The organism is Pseudomonas sp. Leaf434 (genome assembly GCF_001425545.1).
Lineage (GTDB): Bacteria > Pseudomonadota > Gammaproteobacteria > Pseudomonadales > Pseudomonadaceae > Aquipseudomonas > Aquipseudomonas siliginis.
Genome location: NZ_LMQZ01000009.1, coordinates 208,913 through 228,101, shown reverse-complemented (window position 1 = coordinate 228,101; position 19,189 = coordinate 208,913). Strand labels below are relative to the sequence as shown.

Below are 19,189 nucleotides of genomic sequence, written 5' to 3'. Positions count from 1 at the left end.
TTTTACTGGCCGGGTCAGTGCAGAGTCAGGCGCTGACGGACAAACTCTTCTACGTGGCGGCTGGTCTGGTCCAGATGGCGGTCGCGTTGTTTTTCCGCATCGAGCATCGCGCGCTTGCCGTTTTTCTGCAGCAAGTAAGTATGAATCTGCTGCACTTCCAGCGAGCGGTAGATCGGCGTGGTGTCGATGAACCCGCGCAAGCCGTTGCTGCGGTAATGCCGCGTGCTCATCAGCACCTGAGTCTCGCGCTGGCCGATCACTTCAAAACCCAGCGCCTCGAAATACGGCACCTTGCCAATGCTGCAGGCCAGTTCCGCATGCGGATAGCGCCCGACCATGTCCGCGAGCATCGCCCGCGCCACACCTTGGCGCCGATGGCCTTCACGCACCGCCATGTACGCGACGCTGCACGCCTCCCAATCGCCCTGCACCGGCAGACAGATGAGAAATCCGATGACTTGCTCTGGATCCTCATCGTCAGTGGCCACCAGCAATTCCACCTCGGTGCCCTTCTGGCCGTTCAACGCCTCGAGGTACAGATGCACCTCGAAACCCACCGCGTACTGATAAACGTTGTACAGCAGATTGCTCGGGCCGAGGCCGACAGCACTGATGTCGGTCAGGTAATCGACGACCATTTGCAGGATCTGGCTGTTGACGCTTTCCGGGCATGGGGAGGTGTAGTGGGTGATGCGTGGCATGGGCAAACTCCGGCGATAAAAAACGTTGCCGATGATCAGAGCCGTCGACGAACCGCGACATCATACCGCGCCGAATCTATCGAACCGTCACTGTTGTGGCGCCACCACCCTGAATTTGATGTAGATGTCCTTCGACACCACGCTGTCCGCCCACTCCCCTGCGCCGAGGCCGAACTCCTCACGGTTGAGCACCAGCTCGCCGTCGAAAATGCCAATGGCGTTGTCCGGTTTCAGCTCCACCGGCACCTCGACATCGCGAGTGATGCCCTTGAGCGTGAGCTGACCGGCGACCTGGTAACGATGCTCGGCCACCTGGGTGAAGCGGCGGGACTCGAATACCGCGAGCGGGAATTTTTCAGTATCGAACCAGGCGGGTTTCACCAGCTCGGTATTGGCGTCTTCGCTGCCGGCGTCAATGCTGCTCAGGTCGATATGCAAGGTGGTGCGGGCGTTGGCAAGGTTTTCGGTATCTAAATCCAGAGCCGCCTCGAACTTGCCGAAGGTGCCGTACATTCGCGAGCCCATCTGGTTGTAGGTGAAACTGATCTGGCTGGCGCTGGTGTTGACCCGGTTATATTCAGCGGCCTGCGCACCGGCCATGACAAAGGATGTAAACGCGGCAACCAGCAGCAATCGCGACGTCATGAAATTCTCCGGGCGGCGTGTGTCGTCGAGGGCCTTGGTTGACTTAAGCAAACAGCCGAGCGTTATGCCAGTTCACGCTCACTCACAGGGAATACAATTTTCTCGGCGCTCCCCGGTTGAACCGGCCTTTCCTTCGCCCTGCCGCGCAGGTGGTGACGCAACTTCAGCGCCGGTCGCTCGACGCAGTAATACGTCAGGCCACTGCAGAAAAATGACAACGCCAGCACCGCTCCGACAACGTAGGCGTCATACGCGACGGGCCAAAAACCCCGCAGTAGATACATCACCACAAAGTGGTTAAGAAACACGCCATAACTGATATTGCCCAGGAACTCGTCCATCCGGTGGAACTTGAGTTTGGTCAACAGGTAGACCAAGGGAATGCCCACCGCGATACCGAGAGTGACTTCGGCATTGAACGGATGACGCTCAATCCATCCGACCATGATCGCTACAAACATCAGTCCCGCCGCAACGGCTGTGCCGGTGACAACGACCATTGCTCTGATATTGCGTTGGTACAGATAGCAGCCGCACAGGAAGATGAACAACACACCCGGCAGCAGACGATATCCATAGACGTCGGTATTGATAAAGCCAAGGCAAGCCAGCAAAAAAATCCCGACCGAGACAGCAAAGGCGACACCCTGCGTCTTGAAAATCAGCAGAAATGGGATCAACAGATAAAAACTCATTTCCAGCCCCAGCGACCAGCCCGGTGGCAGGATCTCGGTCCCGCCGACGCCGAACATGTAATAGCCAAGCGGTAGCATGAGCAAACTGGTGGACAGGGTCTTCCATGTCAGCTCAGCCGCTTGGGGCGTACCGGGCAACAGAAAATGAATAACCAGACACGAGGCGACGAAGTAGACCAGAAATTGCGGATACAACCTCAGAGCCCTGTCGATATAGAACAGACCGATCTTCCTCGGCTCACGGTAGTTTCGCTCGATGAGCGAAGCCATGACGAATCCACTGATGATCAGGAACGAGATGACGGCGATCACACCAGGATTCAGTACGGCGAACTTTTTGCCCATATGAGATACAGCGACCAACACCGCCAACAGCAGTCGAAAAGCTCCCACTTGAACCCTCGTCATTCCCTTATTGTTGTGGGCGCATACGCTACGATGCTTTCGTCTCGGGGGACAGAGAAATGTTTGTCCGCCGTGCCTAAATCAACCGCTCGATCTTCTGGTGTTTCCAGACCAGTTTGTAATAGAGCGTCTGCAGTATCAGCATCCCCAGATAGGCAACCGGCAAAGCCATCCACACACCCTGCAAACCGAACTGCCCATCGAGCCAGTACGCCGCCGGCAACTGCACGCCGACCACGCAGACAATCGAAATGACCACCGGCACCAGGACGGTGCCGCTGGCGCGCATGATCCCGCCGATGATGGCCTGGAAGCCGAACACCAACAGGCTCCAGAGCATGATGTGCAGCAGATGCTCGGCCATCGCCCGGGTCGAGTCCTCGGTCAGGAACAGGCCCAGCAACCAGTGCGATAGCAGATAACCCAGCACAATCAGGCCACCGGTCAGGCACACGTTGATCAACAGCCCGGTGCGCAGGATCGGCCCCATGCGTTGCAAATGCCCGGCGCCGATCGCCTGGGCACCGAGGATCGATGCGGTGATCGCAATCGACAGCGCCGGAAACTGCACATAGTTGACGATCTGCGTTACTGCGCCATAGGCCGCCGTCGCTTGCGAGCCGTGCTGGTTGACCAGTGCCAGGATCACCAGCTCCGATAACGACAGCACGATCATCTGTACGCCGGTGGGCAGGCCGATGCGCAGGACCTTGCCGAGAATGGCCCGATCCAGTCGCAGCGCGGCAAAGAACTCTCGATCCGGCGCCAGCGGATGGCCCTTGCGGATCAGCCGCCAGGCCAGCCACGCCATTGCTGAGAGATTCCCCGCCAGCCCGGCATACGCCGCGCTCTGAATGCCCAACGGTGGCAAGCCCAGCCAGCCGCGAATCAACGCCGGCGTCAGCGCCAGCCCCACGGTGGTGGAGACGATCAGCGCGAGTAGTGGCGACAGCGTATCGCTGACACCACGCAGCAATTGGGTGAACAGCACGAATACCAGTAGCGATGGCAGAATCCACAACATGACGTGGGCATAGTCCACCGCGTCGTCGAGCACATCCGCCGGCGTGCCCAACCCCGTCAGTGCCTGTCGCGCAAACACCGTGCCCAGCACTGCCGCGACCAAACCGATCAACACACCCAGTAGCAACGTCGCTCCGGCAATCGCCTTGACCATGTGCGTTTCGCGCGCGCCCCACGCCTGACCGATCAACACGCCCGCGCCAGCTCCAAGGCCGATGACCAGGGCGATGAAAAAGAACACGACGGGAAACATGCCGGATACCGCCGCCAGCGCCTGGGTGCCGAGCATCTGGCCGATGTAGATGCTGTTGACCGTCCCGGACATCGATTGCAGGAAGTTCGACAGGACCATCGGCGCGAGAAACAGCAGATAGGTTTGCCAGAGCGGCTTGGCGAAGGTGGCGCTTTGCATTGAATGGAGGTCCATCTCGACGGCGGCAGGCCTGATTGACGATAGCTTCGGTGAGTTGCGTGCAGCGTGCAATCAACATTTCCCATCGGCGTTGATTGCCTGTTTTGCATTTGTGTAAATGCCAGGCATCGCTTTGTGTCAGTGTGCGGCTGTGGTAAATCAGCGATTCTGTCGACACGTAATATTGAGGCTCGGTTCATGCGTAACGTTGCAAATTTTCTGCTTGGCTCCCTCCTCGCTCTGTCGGCCGCCTACGCTCAAGCGGCCGCACCCGCAGCGGCGCCTGCTTCATTGAAACCGCTACTGGCCACTTTGAATGAACGCCTGAGCATCGGCGATCTGGTTGCGTTGACCAAGTGGGACAGCGGCAAGCCGATCCAGGACAGCCCGAGAGAGGCGCAGGTCATCGCCAATTCCCGAACTCTGGCCGCCGAACATCAACTCGACGCAGACGATGTCGCGCAACTGATCGCCGCACAGATGGAAGCGAACAAACTGGTGCAATACGGCCTGCTCGCGCAATGGCAAGCGGCAGGTGCTGCACCGGACACACCGCGTCCGGATCTGGGCAAACAGATCCGCCCGCGCCTGGATGAACTGCAAAAGCGCTTGTTGCAGCAGTACGCCGCCTTCGCGCCCTATCGCCAGGATCCGAATTGCCCGGCATGGCTGGCCAATGTCCGCAACGGTCTGGCCGCTGATTCGCTGCATGACATGGCGCTGATTCGTGCCAGCGGCGAGTTGTGCATTCGGGCAAAAGCCCTCTGAATCGCCGCTCATGGCAAACATCATCGGCGTCGATGTTCACCATCACGTCAATGAAGTTCTCATAAAAACTGCGCGGCGTAACATCGGCTCCAGACAAACAAACAACTTCCTGGAGCACACGATCATGAAACGCCAAACCCTTCTCGGCATCGCTTTCTCGGTTTTCGCAGTTAACGCTTTTGCAGCAACACCTGCTCACACCCTGGTCGCTGAAGGCGGCTCGGACAAGTTGATCGAAAGCCGCGTCGCTGAGGGTGGCTCTGATCGTCTGATCGAACGCCGCGTCGCTGAGGGTGGTTCGGATCGTCTGATCGAACGCCGTGTTGCCGAGGGTGGCTCTGATCGTCTGATCGAACGCCGCGTTGCCGAGGGTGGCTCTGATCGTCTGATCGAACGCCGTGTTGCCGAGGGTGGCTCTGATCGTCTGATCGAACGCCGTGTTGCCGAGGGTGGCTCTGATCGTCTGATCGAACGCCGTGTTGCCGAGGGTGGTTCTGATCGTCTGATCGAGCGCCGCGTTGCANTGTTGCCGAGGGTGGCTCTGATCGTCTGATCGAACGCCGTGTTGCCGAGGGTGGCTCTGATCGTCTGATCGAACGCCGTGTTGCCGAGGGTGGTTCTGATCGTCTGCTCGAACGCCGCGTTGCTGAAGGTGGCTCTGATCGTCTGCTCGAACGCCGTGTTGCCGAGGGTGGTTCTGATCGTCTGATCGAGCGCCGCGTTGCATGAATCTACTGCATGACCGCAACACCCATGAAAAAGCCCGGCCTGATCAGCCGGGCTTTTTTGCATTCAACCGTCGCTTACTGCGCGGTTTTCAGCTTGACCACATCACCGGAGATGGTGGTGGTGTAACCGGTCAGGACCCAGGCCCAGAACCAGTTTTCCTGAACCTGCGTGTTGATCATTGCATCGCCGCCCTTGGCTTGGATGGCCGCGTTTTGCGCGCGCACAAATCGGCTGTTCTGGCGGATAGGGATGATGCCAAACAGCAGCAGGCCGGTGGCCGATGCTTCGCTGTGGCCAACCACGGTGTATTGGTTGCTGTCGTAATGGGCGGTTTTCATCGGGGCGCCGGTGCAACCTGCCAGAACCACACCGAACAGTGCGGCGGCGACTACTTTGCTGAGGTATTTCACGGTAAAACTCCATGGGAAAACGCCCGGGATCCGTCTCTCGGGCGGCGCGCATTCTAACCAAAATGATGGCTCATTAACATCAATCTTCTTTATATTTACATGAACCCGTTCGCTGGCCGCCCATCGGCGATGTCGCATACCATGGCGCCACTTCAATAAAGACAGACACCCGCCTCCATGTTCAAAGCCAGTCTGCGTAGCCATCTCACCCTGTGGTTCGGCGGTTTGTCCCTGCTGACGTTATTGAGCGTCGGCTTTTATGTCGGTCATATCGCCACCGAACAAATGAAGCAGGCCAGCGGCAACGCCTTGCTGAACACCGCGCGTGCAGCGGCGACGCTGTTGGGCGAACAACTGCGCGAACGGCAACTGGAGGTCTACCTGCTCAGTCGCGCACCGCATCTGGAGCGCGGAGATCTGGACAACCCAGCCATCCTCAAGTCGATGCAGTTGCGCACCCAGGCGCGCGCCGAATATGCGTGGATGGGCGTCACCGACGCCGAGGGTAATGTGCGCCAGGCGGTCAATGATCTGCTGGTCGGTCAATCGGTGCAGAAACGCCCGTGGTTCCAGATCGGCTTGCGCCGGCAATACACCGGCGATCCCCACGAAGCAGTGTTGCTGGCCAAGTTGTTGCCGGGCCTGCCCAATGGCGAGCCGCTGCGCTTCATCGATTTCGCCGCGCCAATCCACAATGCCGAAGGACAGGTGATTGGCGTGCTGGGCGCACATGCACACTGGAGTTGGGTAACGCGCATCGTCGAGTCGGCGGCGTTTTCCCACAAGAACTCGGCGCCGGATATCCAGGCGCTGATCGTCGACCACGACGGCAAGGTGCTCTACCCCGAAGCGCTGATGGGCCAACAGCTGGCGACCAACGATCCGGTATTGTCGGGCTGGACGGCGGCCAACGGTTACCTGACCAGCATGGTCACTGTGCCGACGCCATCGGGCACGGCGCTGTCGTGGTCGATCGCCATTCGCCAGCCACTGGAGACCGCGCTGCAACCGGCGCGAACGCTGCAATATGAACTGTTGATACTCGGCGTTTTCGCCGCCATCGTTTTCGGTCTCGTGGCTTATTACCTGGCGCTGTACCTGAGCCGGCCGATCGAACAACTCGCGCACTCGGCCAAACAGGTGCAGAACAACCAGTCCGGCGCGCAGTTTCAGCTGCAGCATCCGGTACTGGAAATCGCCCAGCTCGGCCAGTCCATCGACGCAATGACGCAGTCACTGCTCGGCAAGGAACGCGAGCTGCAAGAAGCCAACGCCTCGCTGGAAGCCACCGTGGCGCAACGCACTGCCGCACTCACCGAGGCCAACGCCGAACTGCTGAGTCTGGCCACACACGACGGCTTGACCGGCGTTTACAACCGTCGCCGTTTTGACGAAAAAATCACTGAATACTCGCTGCTGTCCCGACGCACCGGACGCCCGTTCGCCCTGCTGCTGATCGATGCCGACCACTTCAAACGCATCAATGACAGCCACGGCCACGCGGTCGGTGATGAGGTCCTGCAACAACTGGCGACCTTGATCCAGAACAGCGTACGCAGCACCGATTTCGTCGCCCGCTACGGCGGCGAAGAGTTCGCCGTACTGCTGCCGGAAGTCGCGCAACCCGACACCCCGGAAGTCGTCGCCGAAAAGATTCGCACGGCAGTCGCCGAAGCGCAGTTTCCGGGCGTCGGCAACGTCACGGTGAGTATTGGCCTTGGCCTGGCAGATCCGGCAGACAACAACCACACGGCCCTGATCAAACGCGCCGATCAGCAGCTGTACCAGGCCAAGGCTGCGGGGCGCAATCAGGTGGCGTTCCATGCTCACTGACACCGGCGTATATCAACCAGAGACAGGCTGCCATCGCTGGCAAGCCAGCTCCCACAGGGATGGGGTAAAACCGGAAATATGGGTCGGCTGGAGAACCGCTTTCGCGAGCAGGCTCGCTCCCACAAAAAAGCAAAGCAGCGCAGCTGCCCGCGGCGAAGCCGCCCCACTCCACAATGAGCGCAAGCTCGAGTACCGCTTTTGATCTTGATCCACCGGCGACGTCGGAAGGCTGAGCGGAGGGATTGATCCGGGCGTGGGAGCGCAGCGACCGTCTGGCGCAGCCAGACACAGCGGAAGGAGGTGCAGCGCCCGGATCGATCCCGCAGCGAAGGGACCCGAGCCTGCGAGGGCCGAACGCAGGAGCAAGCCTTTTGGGTTACCTTTTTGGCGTTTGAAAAAGGTGACCCGCCGTAAGGGCGGAACCCTAAGCAGCCGTTACCGCAGCAATGGATATGTACTCAATCAGCCAGGAAACCATCGCCCGACTAGGGCTCAGCACTGAACCTCTGCAGATAAGCCAACAAATTATTCAACTTCTCCTCATCACTCAGCCCCCAGAAAATCATCCGCGTCCCCGGCACCACCCCTTTCGGATCCTTGAGATAAGCCTTCAACGTCGCCCGATCCCAAGTAATCCCCGAGTTCTTCATCGCAGCGGAATAAACATAATTTGCCGAAGTCCCCGCAGCCCGGCCAACGATGCCGTTCAACTGCGGACCAAACCCCGAACGAGCCGACTCGCCAACCTGATGGCAACCGCCGCACAGACGCGGAAAGATTTTCGCCCCGGCTTCAGGATCGCCCTCAGCCTGAGCGCTGGTGCTGAAGATCAAGGCGAGATGCAGTGCTGTGGTGAATTTCATTAAACAGTCCAAACCTGGCTTTTCATGGCGTGAACGCAGTTTACAGATAAGCGCCGACAATCGTTCTGACAGTGATCAACGCCTGACGCAACACGTGCATGTCCACCGACCCGAGAGCCAGACGAATCGCATGGGGCGTATTGGCCGACAGCGAAAACGGCTCGGCGGTGGTGACCGAAATCTGCTGCTGCATCAACTCGACCACGATCTGATCGGCACGCACATCTTCGGGCAACGGCAACCACAGAAAATACGAGGCCGGATGAGCAATGTAGCGCAGCCCTTTCAGCACCTCGGCCGCCAACGTCTGCCGGGCCATGGCATCACTACGCTTCTGCTCCTCAAGCACGGTGACGGTGCCGTCGTCGAGCCAACCGCACGCAATGGCGGTCATCACCCCGGGCGTGTTCCACGTTGTCGCGCGAATGATTCGTTCCAGTGCGGGCACTTGAGGCAGCGGCGCCGCGATGAAGCCGACCCGCAATCCGGTGGCGATGTTTTTCGACAGGCCCGATACGTAAAACGTCCGTTCCGGTGCCAGATCGATCAAGGTTCGCGGCGGATTTTCCACCAGAAACGCGTAGGCCGCATCTTCGATAAGTGTCAGATCATAGCGCCGGGCAATCGCCACCAATTGCTCGCGCTGTTCCAGTGGCATGACCCAGCCCAGCGGATTGTGCAGCGTCGGCATGCTGTACACGGCGCGCACCGCACGCTGGCGGCAGAGCCTGTCCAGTGCCGGCAAATCCGGGCCGTGCTCCGTCATCGGGATCGCCAGCACTTCCAGATGCAACGCGTCGGCCAGTACCTTGAACCCGGAATACGTCAGCGCATCGGCGGCGATCACATCACCGGGTTTGAGCAGGGCCATCAGCGTCACCGCCAAACCTTGCTGAGCGCCATTGACGATCAGCACTTGGTCGGCTCCAACGGTCACGCCGCGTGTCGACAAATGTCGCGCCACCGAGGCGCGTTCGTGGGCACGTCCGGCGTGGGGTTGATAACGCAGCAACGCTTCGAGATCGCCGGACAACGCCAGTTGCCGCAACGCCGTGCGCAACAGCTCAGCCTGACCGGGCAACGACGGATAGTTGAAATTCAGGTCGATCATGCCGACCGCTACGTCTTTCTGATCGATGCCCTGCCCCGGCGCCAGCGACGTTTCCCGCACAAAAGTGCCGCGCCCGGCTTCGCCACTGACCAGGCCCATCGCCTCAAGCTCGGCATAAACACGTGAAGCGGTAACCAGCGCCAGTCCTTCCTGCGCCGCCAGTTGCCGATGCGTAGGTAATCGCGTGCCCGGTGGCAGTCGTCCGCCACGAATATCCGCTGCATAGCGGTCAACCAAGGTCTTGTAACGGGATCGGGGCATGCCGGCTGTATCCATGACAATTTTTTGATTGTGCTGATTGTCCACCCTAGGATCACGGCGATACAAGCCACTCTTTGAGCGCGACCGACATGCACACAACATCGACTGCGGCCAACCCGGCGCTGGAAAAAACCAGCGGCTGGATCAACGGTTTTATCGGCGTGCTGATTTTCAGCGGTTCGCTGCCGGCCACACGTTTGGCGGTGCTGGAATTCGATCCGGTGTTTCTGACCGTGGTGCGAGCAGCGATTGCCGGCGCACTGGCGGTCGGACTTCTGCTGTCGTTCAAGCAACCGCGACCGTCGCGCCATCAGTGGCTGTCGCTGGTGATTGTGGCGCTGGGCGTGGTGTTGGGTTTTCCGCTGTTGACCGCGCTGGCATTGCAGCACTTAACGTCAGCGCATTCGATCGTGTTTGTAGGATTGCTGCCGCTGGCCACGGCAATGTTTGGTGTCTTGCGTGGCGGTGAGCGGCCACGGCCGGTGTTCTGGATCTTTTCGGTGCTGGGCAGCGCATTGGTGGTGGGCTTCGCTCTGTCCCAAGGCCTGAGCGCGTCGCCGACCGGGGACTTGCTGATGCTCGCGGCGATTCTCGCCTGCGGCCTCGGTTACGCCGAAGGCGCGAAACTGTCACGCAGCCTCGGCGGCTGGCAGGTGATCTGCTGGGCGCTGGTGTTGTCGTTACCGCTGATGGCAGTGCTCAGCCTGTGGCTGGCGCCCGCCTCGTTCGGCAACATCAGCTTGCCTGCGTGGATGTGCCTGGGCTACGTGTCGCTGTTCAGCATGCTGATCGGCTTCGTGTTCTGGTATCGCGGCCTGGCCCAGGGCGGGATTGCGGCGGTCGGGCAGTTGCAGTTGCTGCAGCCGTTTTTCGGTCTGGCGCTGGCGGCGACGTTGCTGCATGAGCAGGTCAGCGTCGGCATGCTCGGCGTAACGCTTGGGGTGATTCTTTGCGTGGCCGGAGCGAAGAAATTCGCCAGGTAATGTTCAGTGTCCGGCTTTCCATTGCCGAGGACTCAGCCCGGTCTTGCGCCGAAACGCCCGGGCCAGCGCCGACGGACTTTCGTAACCGACCTCTTCGGCAATCAACGCAATCGGCCGGCCTTCGCGCAGGCGTTTCTGCGCAAGACTGACGCGCCAGCTCAGCAGATAATCGGCCGGCGTCTGCCCGACCACCCGGCGAAACTGCTCGGCAAAACCGGCGCGGGACTGGTTCGCCGCCGCCGCGAGATCGGCCACACTCCAAGGCTTGTGCGGCTGCTCATGGATCAGGTTCAAAGCGCGAGACAAGCGCGGGTCAGCCAGCCCGGCCATCATGCCCGGTTGCTGATCTCGAAAGCCGATGAGATGGCGCAGCAACAGAATCACCAGCAATTCGAACAGGCGATCCATCACCGCCACGCGCCCGCAATGCCCTTCAAAGGCTTCATTGAACAGCCAGTCAAGGGTGCTGCGCAGTTCCGGGATGTCGGTGAGCTTCAATACCAGATAGTCGGGTAGCGCGGCGGCCAGGGCATTGCCCGAGCCACCGTCGAAGGTCAGCGAGGCACAGACAATCTGACTGGCCATGGCTTCGTCGGCAAACATCCGATGGGTAAACGGCCGGGGAAAGAAAATCAGTGACGGTTCGTCCAGACGGATCTCCCGCTCGTTGCCCGGTTTGAGCAGCAACGCCCCGGCTTGCAGAACATGCACGTGCCCGACCGGCTCGCCTTCGTGAACGCTCACGCCGCAAAACGCGCCGCTATGAAAGGTGCCGGCGTTCACGCCGAAATGACTGAGTAATGTGGAAAGGCGATCCATGGCTGACTCCCGAAGGCATATCTGGACGATCTGCCGCATATCCTCGACGATTTGCCGCCAAAGCGCCATTGGCAGCCCCTAAGATCTCTCCATCGCCGCTGCACTTCGCTGCGGAATTTCGGAGAATCACCATGAGCCGCATCCCCGCTATCAGCCTCGACACCGCCACCGATGCCACCCGTCCTGCACTGGAAGGCGTGAAGAAAAAAATCGGCTTCCTGCCCAACGTCTTCACTACCCTCGCCCAAGCGCCAGTTGCATTCGACACTTACCTGCAAGCTTCGGCGATCCTCGGCAAGACCTCGCTCAGCGCCCAGGAAAAAGAAGCCGTCTACCTCGCCACTTCGCAAGTAAACGGCTGCGACTACTGCCTGTCCGCACACACAATGTTCGCCGGCAAGGCCGGGCTCTCGCCACAGGACATCGTCGCGGCCCGTCAAGGCGAACTGAATGCCTACGCCGCCCTCGCCCGCCAACTGACCGAAACCCGTGGCCACTTGAGCGATGAACAGTTGGCCGCTGCTCGCGCTGCCGGTATCGATGACCGCAAGATTATCGAAGTGATTGCCCTGGTGGCCGTGCAGACATTGACCAACTACCTGAACAACACGGCGTTGACCGAGATTGATTTCCCGGCCGTCGAGGCCTGAGCAGTCGCTCACGAACTGAAGAAAAATCCGCTGGCGAAAAGATGCTCTTTTCGCCAGCGCTGTTTTTTGCTGCCATGATGTAGGTCAGAATAATTCGCAGCGCAAACAGTGTCTGGTGCGCTGAAACCAAACACCCTGCGCGCAGGTCTTTGTTCTCAGACAAATGCCCGGAAAGATACGAACCCCATGACAGACTGGTTGCAAGACAACGGCGAGATGGCCGGGCAGATCCGCCGTCACGACTGGGCGAATTCGCCCCTCGGCCCGTTGGAAAACTGGCCCGATGTACTCAAGACCACTGTCTCGCTCAGTCTCGCGTCGCATTTCCCTCAGGCGATCGTCTGGGGTCCGCAACTGATCACCCTTTATAACGACGCCTTCGTGCCGATTCTCGGCGACAAGCCGCATGCGCTGGGACGTCCTTTCAGCGACATCTGGAAAGAAGCCTGGCATGAGATCAGCCCGATAGCCGAGGCGGCCTATGCCGGCCAAGCCACCTACATCGAAAACTTTGCCCTGAAGATCGAACGCGGCAACGGTCCGGAGCAGGCGTTCTTCACTTTCTGTTACAGCCCGATTCGTGACTCCCACGGCAATGTCGTCGGCATGCTCGACACGGTCACCGAGACCACCCAGACCGTTTATCTCAACCAACGCCTGGCCGTCCTCGATGCCATCGGCGAAGCGGTGACCAATGCCACCGATGCGCAAGCAATCCTGGCGGCGAGCACCCGGCTGATGGTCGAGCAGTTGCAATTGTCCAACTGCGCGTACGCCGACATGGATGCCGACGAGGACGGCTTCACCATTCGCGGCGACTATGCGGCACCGGGTTCGCCAAGCATCGTCGGCCACTACCGCCTGCGCGATTTCGGTGAGAAGGCAGTGCGTCTGCTGCGCGCCGGGGAACCGCTGGTCATCCATGACAACCGCAGCGAGCTACCACCGGAAGAGTCGGCGACCTTTCAGGCCATCGGTATTACCGCGACCATTTGTGTACCACTGATCAAGCAGGGCCGTCTGACCGCATTGATGGCCGTCCACGACAAAGTGCCGCGGGTCTGGTCGCAATTTGAGCAGGCATTGATGAGCGAAGTGACCGAACGGTGCTGGGCGCACATCGAGCGGGTGCGCGCCGATGCCAATGTGCGCGAAGGCCTGCTGGCGCTGGCTGAGCTCAACGCCACGCTGGAGCAACGGGTCGAAGAGCGCAGCTTGCGCCTGGCCCAGGCCGAGTCGGCGTTGCGCCAGTCGCAGAAGCTCGAAGCCATCGGCCAATTGACCGGCGGCGTCGCCCACGACTTCAACAATCTGCTGACGATCATTCGTTCGTCGGTGGATTTTCTGCGCCAGCCCAACCTGCCGGAAGAACGCCGTCAGCGCTACATGCGCGCGGTTTCCGACACCGTCGAGCGCGCCTCCAAGCTGACCAGCCAGTTGCTCGCCTTCGCCCGCCGTCAGCCGCTCAATCCGCAGGTAGTCGACGCCGGCGAACGTTTGGCAAACATCGGCGAGATGCTCGAATCGGTCACCGGCGCGCAGATTCATGTGTGCGTCGAACGTCCGGATCACCCCTGCTACATCCGTGTCGATCTGAGTCAGTTTGAAACCGCGTTGATCAACATTGCGCTTAACGCCCGCGACGCCATGAATGGTCAAGGTGAGCTGAAATTGCGCCTGGAGTGCCACAAAGCGCTGCCGCCGATTCGCGGTCACGCCGGGTCCAGCAGCCATTTCGTGTCGATAGCCTTGGCCGATACCGGTGCCGGCATCGACGCGCACACCCTCGAACACATTTTCGAGCCGTTCTTTACCACCAAGGCGGTCGGCAAAGGCACGGGGCTCGGGCTGTCGCAGGTGTTCGGCTTCGCCAAGCAATCGGGCGGCAACGTCGATGTTTCCAGCGTCCTTGGCCAAGGCACCGAGTTCACCTTGTATTTGCCGCAAGTATCGGCGGACGAGGCTGAACAGGACAACACCGAGGACGATGGCGAGGTGCAGCCGGCCTGCGAAAAACGCCGGGTACTGGTGGTCGAGGACAATCTCGATGTCGGTCGTTTTGCCAACCAGATCCTCCAGGATCTGGGCTATGAAACCGCATGGGCAACCAACGCTGAAGAAGCCCTGCAGTTGGCGGGCAGCGATGCCAGCGCGTTCGATGCGGTGTTTTCCGACGTGGTCATGCCGGGCATCACCGGCGTCGCGTTGGCCAGGGAGCTGCGCCAGCGCCGCCCCGATCTGCCGGTGATTCTGACCTCCGGCTACAGCGAAGAACTGGCCCGCAGCGGTTACGAAGGTTTCGAGTTTCTCGCCAAGCCCTACTCCGCCGAACAGGTCTCACGGATTCTCGGCAAGACCTGGCTCAAGGACGCAAAACCAGCGGCGTCAGTCGTGATCGACGCCGGCGCGCTTGAGTAATTTCTTGCAGCGTTCCGACAGATGAAACACCTGTAAATGCTTGCCAGCCTTGGCGTAGCGTTCACGCAGGGTTTTCAACGCGGCAATCGCCGAGTAATCGACAAAGCTCAGGTGTCGGCAGTCGAGAGTGACTTTCGCCGGATCGTTGGCCGGATCGAACTGATTGAGAAACGGCGTGGTCGAGGCAAAGAACAGCGTGCCGTGCAGGCGATAGAGCTTGCTGCCGTCGGCCTCCAGGTGTTCATCGGCGTACAGTTCGCGCGCCTGCTGCCAGGCGAAGTTGAGCGCGGCGATGATGATCCCGCACAGCACGGCCGTGGCCAGATCGGTGAACACGGTGATGGTGGTTACGGCGATGATCACCAGCACATCGTGCAGGGGCACCTTGTTGATCACCCGCAACGACGCCCAGGCGAACGTCTGCTGCGATACCACAAACATCACCCCCACCAGTGCGGCCAGCGGAATACGCTCGATCAGCGGTGACAGAAACAGAATGAACAACAGAATCAGCACACCGGCCACAACGCCGGACAAGCGCCCGCGCCCGCCGGAGCTGAGGTTGATCACGGTCTGGCCGATCATCGCGCAACCGCCCATGCCGCCGAACGCACCGGACACCATGTTGGCCGCGCCGAGCGCCACGCACTCACGATCCGGATAGCCACGGGTCTCGGTGATTTCGTCGGTCAGGTTCAGTGTCAGCAAGGTTTCCAGCAGGCCGACCATCGCCATCAGGATCGCGTACGGAGCGATGATGCGCAGCGTTTCCAGGCTCCACGGAATGTCTGGCATGGCGAAAGTCGGCAGACCGCCGGCAATGTGCGCCATGTCGCCGAGGGTGCGGGTCGGCAGGCCGAAGAGGTAAACCAGCAGGCCGACACCAAGGATCGCCACCAGCGCCGGCGGTACCGCTTTGGTCAGGCGCGGCAGAATGTAAACGATGGCCATGGTCAGCAGCACCAGCCCGGTCATCAGATACAGCGGCGTACCGCTGAGCCAGTGCTCGCCGCTTTTGAAGTGCTCCAGTTGCGCCAGGGCAATGATGATCGCCAGGCCGTTGACGAAACCGAGCATCACCGGATGCGGCACCATGCGCACCAGTTTGCCCAAGCGCAACAGCCCGAACGCCATCATGATCAGACCGCCGAGCAGCACCGTTGCCAGCAGATATTGCACGCCGTGTTGCACCACCAGCGCGACGATCACCACCGCCATCGAGCCCGCCGCGCCGGAAACCATGCCCGGCCGGCCGCCAAACAACGCTGTCAGCGTGCAAATGATGAACGCGCCGTACAGGCCCATCAGCGGATTGAGATGCGCGACCAGGGCGAAAGCAATGCATTCGGGCAACAGGGCGAACGAGGTGGTGAGTCCGGCGAGGACATCGGCGCGCAGACGAATCGGTTTCATGGCTTACCTGACTGAGCGGCCGCTGGGCACGGCTGCTGTTTTCGCGAAAAAAGAGGGAGGCGAATGTTACGGAATTGTTCGGCCTCGGGCCAGTGAAACGCTGACATGGAGTAGCGCGGACCTTATCCTTGCAGGCTTGTCCATCGAATCGAGTCGCAGCATGTCAGCGTTTTTGTCCGCCCGGGATGTGTGTCAGCGTCTGCGCGAAGCTGCGCTGGGCGTGCTTGCGTTCGAAGTCTGCGAGGTAATGTCCCAGTCCGGGCTGATTGCCGTTTACATCGAGGGCTGGCATCTGCTGTTGGACTTCGCCGACGGACATTTGCATCACTGTGAATACGCGCGCAACTGCGCCGGGGATGAAGCGACGCTGGACACTTGGCAGCGTTATGGCACGGACCCGGTGAGTCTGCTCAGCACATGGGAACTGGCGCAGATCGAGCGGTTGCTGTGTGAGGCGAATCGTGTCCAAACCTAGTGCATCGTTTCCGACTGCGGTGCTCTCTGATGTTGAGACCGACCAAACGCCTGTGGGAGCGAGCCTGCTCGCGAAGGCGGTATATCAGTCGGTTTGATCTTGGCTGTCATAGCGCTTTCGCGAGCAGGCTCGCTCCCACAGGGGGTTTGTGTGAGTTCAGAAGGTGATCTCGGCTGCCGGTTTGACGTCGATCCGTGCCACGGAACTGGTCAGGGCGGCGAAGTCCTTGTTGTGTTGGGCAATGATGTCTTCAGCGCTCATGTTGCCGTTATCGACCGTCGAATGCGCATCCCGCGCAACGACGATGTCGTAGCCCAGTGAATGCGCGCTGCGCACCGTGGCGTTGACGCAGTAATCGGTTTGCAGGCCGCAGATGATCAGGCGTTCGAAGTCCTCGCTGGGCAGCAGCTTGCCGAGATCGGTCTGGTAGAAAGAATCCCCGGTAGTCTTGCCTACACGCAGGTCTTTCGTCGAAGTCAGCAAACCTTCGGCCAGTTGCCAACCGTCCGCGCCATGCACGAACGGACCGTCCTTTTCTTCGTGCTGAATCAACACCACCGGAACGCCAGCCGTGCGGGCGCGTTGGCTGAGATCATTGATCGTGGCGATCACGCGGTCGATTTCAAAACACTGATATTCACCAGCACACAGCGCCTGCTGGACGTCGATGATCAGTAATGCGGTGGTCATGTCGAGCCTTCCTTGATCAGTCCTTGAGATGGGGCGGACCTGAGCCCGCCCCTTTTTACTCCGCTCAGTAACCCAGTGACAAGCCGGTATTACGCCGTGGATCATTGGCGCCGTAGAAGCGATTCTTGCCAACCGGTTTGCCGTCCAGTGACGGCGCGCCGACCAGAATCGCGGCGATGTGGTTGGGATCCTGCGGGCCGGCAAACTTGTGGCCCCAGCTCTCGAGGAGCTTTTTCGTATCCGGGCTGGCGGCGAAGTCTTCGAGGTTGGTTTCCTCCGGCATCCACTGCTGATGGAAGCGCGGCGCGTCGACCGCTTCCTGCAGCCCCATGCCGTAATCGATCACATTGAGCATGGTCAGCAAGGTCGCGGTGATGATCCGGCTACCGCCCGGCGTGCCGACCACCATCACCACTTTGCCATCCTTGGTGACGATGGTCGGACTCATTGACGACAGCGGCGCCTTGCCCGGCGCGATGGCATTGGCTTCCCCCTGAACCAGACCGTACATGTTCGGCACGCCGACCTTGGAGGTGAAGTCGTCCATTTCGTCGTTGAGGATCACCCCGGTCTTGCTCGCCATCACGCCAGCGCCGAACCAGTCATTAAGGGTGTAGGTGACCGAAACGGCATTGCCCCACTTGTCGACGATCGAATAGTGCGTGGTGTTGCTGCCTTCATGCGGCGCTACACCGGGTTTGAGCTCAGCCGACACGCCGGCCTTTTGCGGCTGGATGGCGTTGCGCAGTTTGGTCGCATAGTTCTTGTCCAGCAGGTGCTCGATCGGATTCTTCACGAAATCCGGATCGCCGAGGTAGCTGTTGCGATCAACGTACGCGTGGCGCATCGCTTCGATCTGGTAGTGCATGCCCTGAGCGGAATGGAAGCCCAGGTCCTTCATCGGATAGCCTTCGAGGATATTCATGATCTGGCAGATCACCACCCCGCCGGAGCTGGGCGGTGGCGCCGAGACCACGTGATAGCCGCGATAATCGCATTCCACCGGAGCCAGTTCGCGAGTCTTGTATTTGTCCAGGTCGGCCTGGCTGATGATGCCTTTGTTGGCCTGGCTGGAAGTGACAATGGCATCGGCGACCCAACCTTTGTAAAAGCCGTCGGCGCCCTTCTCGGAAATCGTCCGCAGGGTTTTCGCCAGATCCTTCTGCACCAGTTTCTGCCCGACCTGCATCGGCTCGCCGTTGCTGAGGAAGATCGAGCCGGAATCGCGCATGTCCTTCTTGAACACATCCGTCGCGTATTCGAGCAGCTCGACATCGCCCTGCTGCAGCTCGAAACCGTCTTCGGCCAGTTTGATCGCCGGGGCAATCATGTCCTTGCGCTGTTTGGTGCCATATTTGCTCAGCGCCAGCTCCATGCCGGACACAGTGCCCGGCACCCCGACGGCCAGATGGCCGCGCGTGCTCAGTTCCGGAATGACGTTACCGTCCTTGTCCAGATACATGTTGGCGGTCGCTGCCAGCGGGGCTTTCTCGCGGAAGTCGAGAAAGGTCTTGCGTCCGTCCGCCAGTTGAATGGTCATGAACCCGCCACCGCCAAGATTGCCCGCAGCCGGGTAGACCACCGCCAGCGCATAGCCCACGGCCACTGCCGCATCCACGGCATTGCCGCCGTTCTCCAACACATCGACGCCGACATGGGTCGCCAGATGTTGCGCGGTGACCACCATGCCGTTTTCCGCCGCCACCGGCGCCACCGATGCCGCGTGAGCCATAAGACAGCTGAGCGCCAGGGAGGTCGCAATGAGCGATCTGGCCAAAGGTTCGTACTTCATGAGTCGATCTCTTTTTGTTTTTGGGGACTGCGCAAAACGCAGGGCAACGCTTCAGAAGCAACAAGCAGTATGGTCGGCTTTGCGTATTGCGCC

At 60.2% G+C, this 19,189-nt stretch carries 17 protein-coding genes and 2 pseudogenes; 8 read left to right on the top strand and 11 right to left on the bottom strand.

Annotation, left to right across the window (positions count from 1 at the left end):
* Nucleotides 1-14: 14 nt before the first annotated feature.
* From ASG55_RS18415 to ASG55_RS18400, 4 genes are all read right to left on the bottom strand, one after another.
* Complete coding sequence (locus ASG55_RS18415; RefSeq protein ID WP_056788965.1) at nucleotides 15-701, bottom strand: GNAT family N-acetyltransferase; 687 nt, start codon at nucleotides 699-701, stop codon at nucleotides 15-17.
* Between the two features lie 87 nt (nucleotides 702-788).
* Entirely contained in the window at nucleotides 789-1,346 is a 558-nt protein-coding gene (locus tag ASG55_RS18410) for a YceI family protein (RefSeq protein WP_056788962.1), read from the bottom strand.
* Nucleotides 1,347-1,408: 62 nt separating this feature from the next.
* Complete coding sequence (locus tag ASG55_RS18405) at nucleotides 1,409-2,434, bottom strand: acyltransferase family protein (RefSeq protein WP_056788959.1); 1,026 nt, start codon at nucleotides 2,432-2,434, stop codon at nucleotides 1,409-1,411.
* 88 nt (nucleotides 2,435-2,522) lie between these two features.
* Nucleotides 2,523-3,881, bottom strand: a complete 1,359-nt coding sequence (locus tag ASG55_RS18400; protein WP_056788956.1) for an MATE family efflux transporter — start codon at nucleotides 3,879-3,881, stop codon at nucleotides 2,523-2,525.
* Between the two features lie 198 nt (nucleotides 3,882-4,079).
* Here ASG55_RS18400 and ASG55_RS18395 point away from each other — a divergent pair, with 198 nt between their 5' ends.
* The 3 genes and pseudogenes from ASG55_RS18395 to ASG55_RS27305 all read left to right on the top strand — a co-directional run.
* Nucleotides 4,080-4,649: a chorismate mutase gene (locus ASG55_RS18395; protein WP_056788953.1), complete on the top strand. Its 570-nt coding sequence runs from the start codon at nucleotides 4,080-4,082 to the stop codon at nucleotides 4,647-4,649.
* 124 nt (nucleotides 4,650-4,773) lie between these two features.
* Nucleotides 4,774-5,172 (top strand): annotated as a pseudogene (locus ASG55_RS26865) (phage infection protein); the annotation flags it as partial.
* Nucleotide 5,173: 1 nt separating this feature from the next.
* Nucleotides 5,174-5,378, top strand: a pseudogene (locus tag ASG55_RS27305) (phage infection protein); the annotation flags it as partial.
* A gap of 74 nt (nucleotides 5,379-5,452) precedes the next feature.
* Here ASG55_RS27305 and ASG55_RS18385 read toward each other — a convergent pair.
* Nucleotides 5,453-5,788: a hypothetical protein gene (locus tag ASG55_RS18385; RefSeq protein WP_024013386.1), complete on the bottom strand. Its 336-nt coding sequence runs from the start codon at nucleotides 5,786-5,788 to the stop codon at nucleotides 5,453-5,455.
* 177 nt (nucleotides 5,789-5,965) lie between these two features.
* Here ASG55_RS18385 and ASG55_RS18380 point away from each other — a divergent pair, with 177 nt between their 5' ends.
* Nucleotides 5,966-7,621 carry a sensor domain-containing diguanylate cyclase gene (locus ASG55_RS18380; RefSeq protein WP_056788950.1) on the top strand — a complete coding sequence of 552 codons (1,656 nt, stop codon included), beginning with the start codon at nucleotides 5,966-5,968 and terminating at the stop codon, nucleotides 7,619-7,621.
* Nucleotides 7,622-8,106: 485 nt separating this feature from the next.
* On the opposite strand, the gene ASG55_RS18375 is transcribed toward ASG55_RS18380, so the two are convergent.
* Complete coding sequence (locus ASG55_RS18375) at nucleotides 8,107-8,484, bottom strand: c-type cytochrome (protein WP_056788948.1); 378 nt, start codon at nucleotides 8,482-8,484, stop codon at nucleotides 8,107-8,109.
* Nucleotides 8,485-8,524: 40 nt separating this feature from the next.
* Nucleotides 8,525-9,856, bottom strand: coding sequence for an aminotransferase-like domain-containing protein (locus ASG55_RS18370; protein ID WP_056789873.1), 1,332 nt, complete (start codon nucleotides 9,854-9,856; stop codon nucleotides 8,525-8,527).
* A gap of 89 nt (nucleotides 9,857-9,945) precedes the next feature.
* On the opposite strand from ASG55_RS18370, the gene ASG55_RS18365 reads away from it, so the two are divergent.
* Complete coding sequence (locus ASG55_RS18365) at nucleotides 9,946-10,839, top strand: DMT family transporter (protein ID WP_056788945.1); 894 nt, start codon at nucleotides 9,946-9,948, stop codon at nucleotides 10,837-10,839.
* A gap of 3 nt (nucleotides 10,840-10,842) precedes the next feature.
* Here ASG55_RS18365 and ASG55_RS18360 read toward each other — a convergent pair whose 3' ends face one another.
* Nucleotides 10,843-11,658, bottom strand: a complete 816-nt coding sequence (locus ASG55_RS18360; protein WP_056788942.1) for an AraC family transcriptional regulator — start codon at nucleotides 11,656-11,658, stop codon at nucleotides 10,843-10,845.
* A gap of 131 nt (nucleotides 11,659-11,789) precedes the next feature.
* Between ASG55_RS18360 and ASG55_RS18355 the strand changes: the two genes are divergently transcribed.
* Entirely contained in the window at nucleotides 11,790-12,308 is a 519-nt protein-coding gene (locus ASG55_RS18355; protein ID WP_056788939.1) for a carboxymuconolactone decarboxylase family protein, read from the top strand.
* 186 nt (nucleotides 12,309-12,494) lie between these two features.
* Nucleotides 12,495-14,726 carry a response regulator gene (locus ASG55_RS18350; RefSeq protein WP_056788936.1) on the top strand — a complete coding sequence of 744 codons (2,232 nt, stop codon included), beginning with the start codon at nucleotides 12,495-12,497 and terminating at the stop codon, nucleotides 14,724-14,726.
* On the opposite strand, the gene ASG55_RS18345 is transcribed toward ASG55_RS18350, so the two are convergent.
* Nucleotides 14,694-16,139 carry a SulP family inorganic anion transporter gene (locus ASG55_RS18345; RefSeq protein WP_041477048.1) on the bottom strand — a complete coding sequence of 482 codons (1,446 nt, stop codon included), beginning with the start codon at nucleotides 16,137-16,139 and terminating at the stop codon, nucleotides 14,694-14,696. The two genes, ASG55_RS18350 and ASG55_RS18345, sit on opposite strands and share 33 nt — an antisense overlap.
* Nucleotides 16,140-16,299: 160 nt before the next feature.
* Here ASG55_RS18345 and ASG55_RS18340 point away from each other — a divergent pair, with 160 nt between their 5' ends.
* Entirely contained in the window at nucleotides 16,300-16,614 is a 315-nt protein-coding gene (locus tag ASG55_RS18340) for a DUF7693 family protein (protein WP_056788933.1), read from the top strand.
* Between the two features lie 156 nt (nucleotides 16,615-16,770).
* Here the strand turns inward: ASG55_RS18340 and ASG55_RS18335 are convergent, their stop codons facing one another.
* Entirely contained in the window at nucleotides 16,771-17,304 is a 534-nt protein-coding gene (locus tag ASG55_RS18335) for a cysteine hydrolase family protein (RefSeq protein ID WP_056788931.1), read from the bottom strand.
* Between the two features lie 64 nt (nucleotides 17,305-17,368).
* Nucleotides 17,369-19,096, bottom strand: coding sequence for a gamma-glutamyltransferase (gene ggt, locus ASG55_RS18330; RefSeq protein ID WP_056788928.1), 1,728 nt, complete (start codon nucleotides 19,094-19,096; stop codon nucleotides 17,369-17,371).
* Between the last annotated feature and the right edge of the window lie 93 nt (nucleotides 19,097-19,189).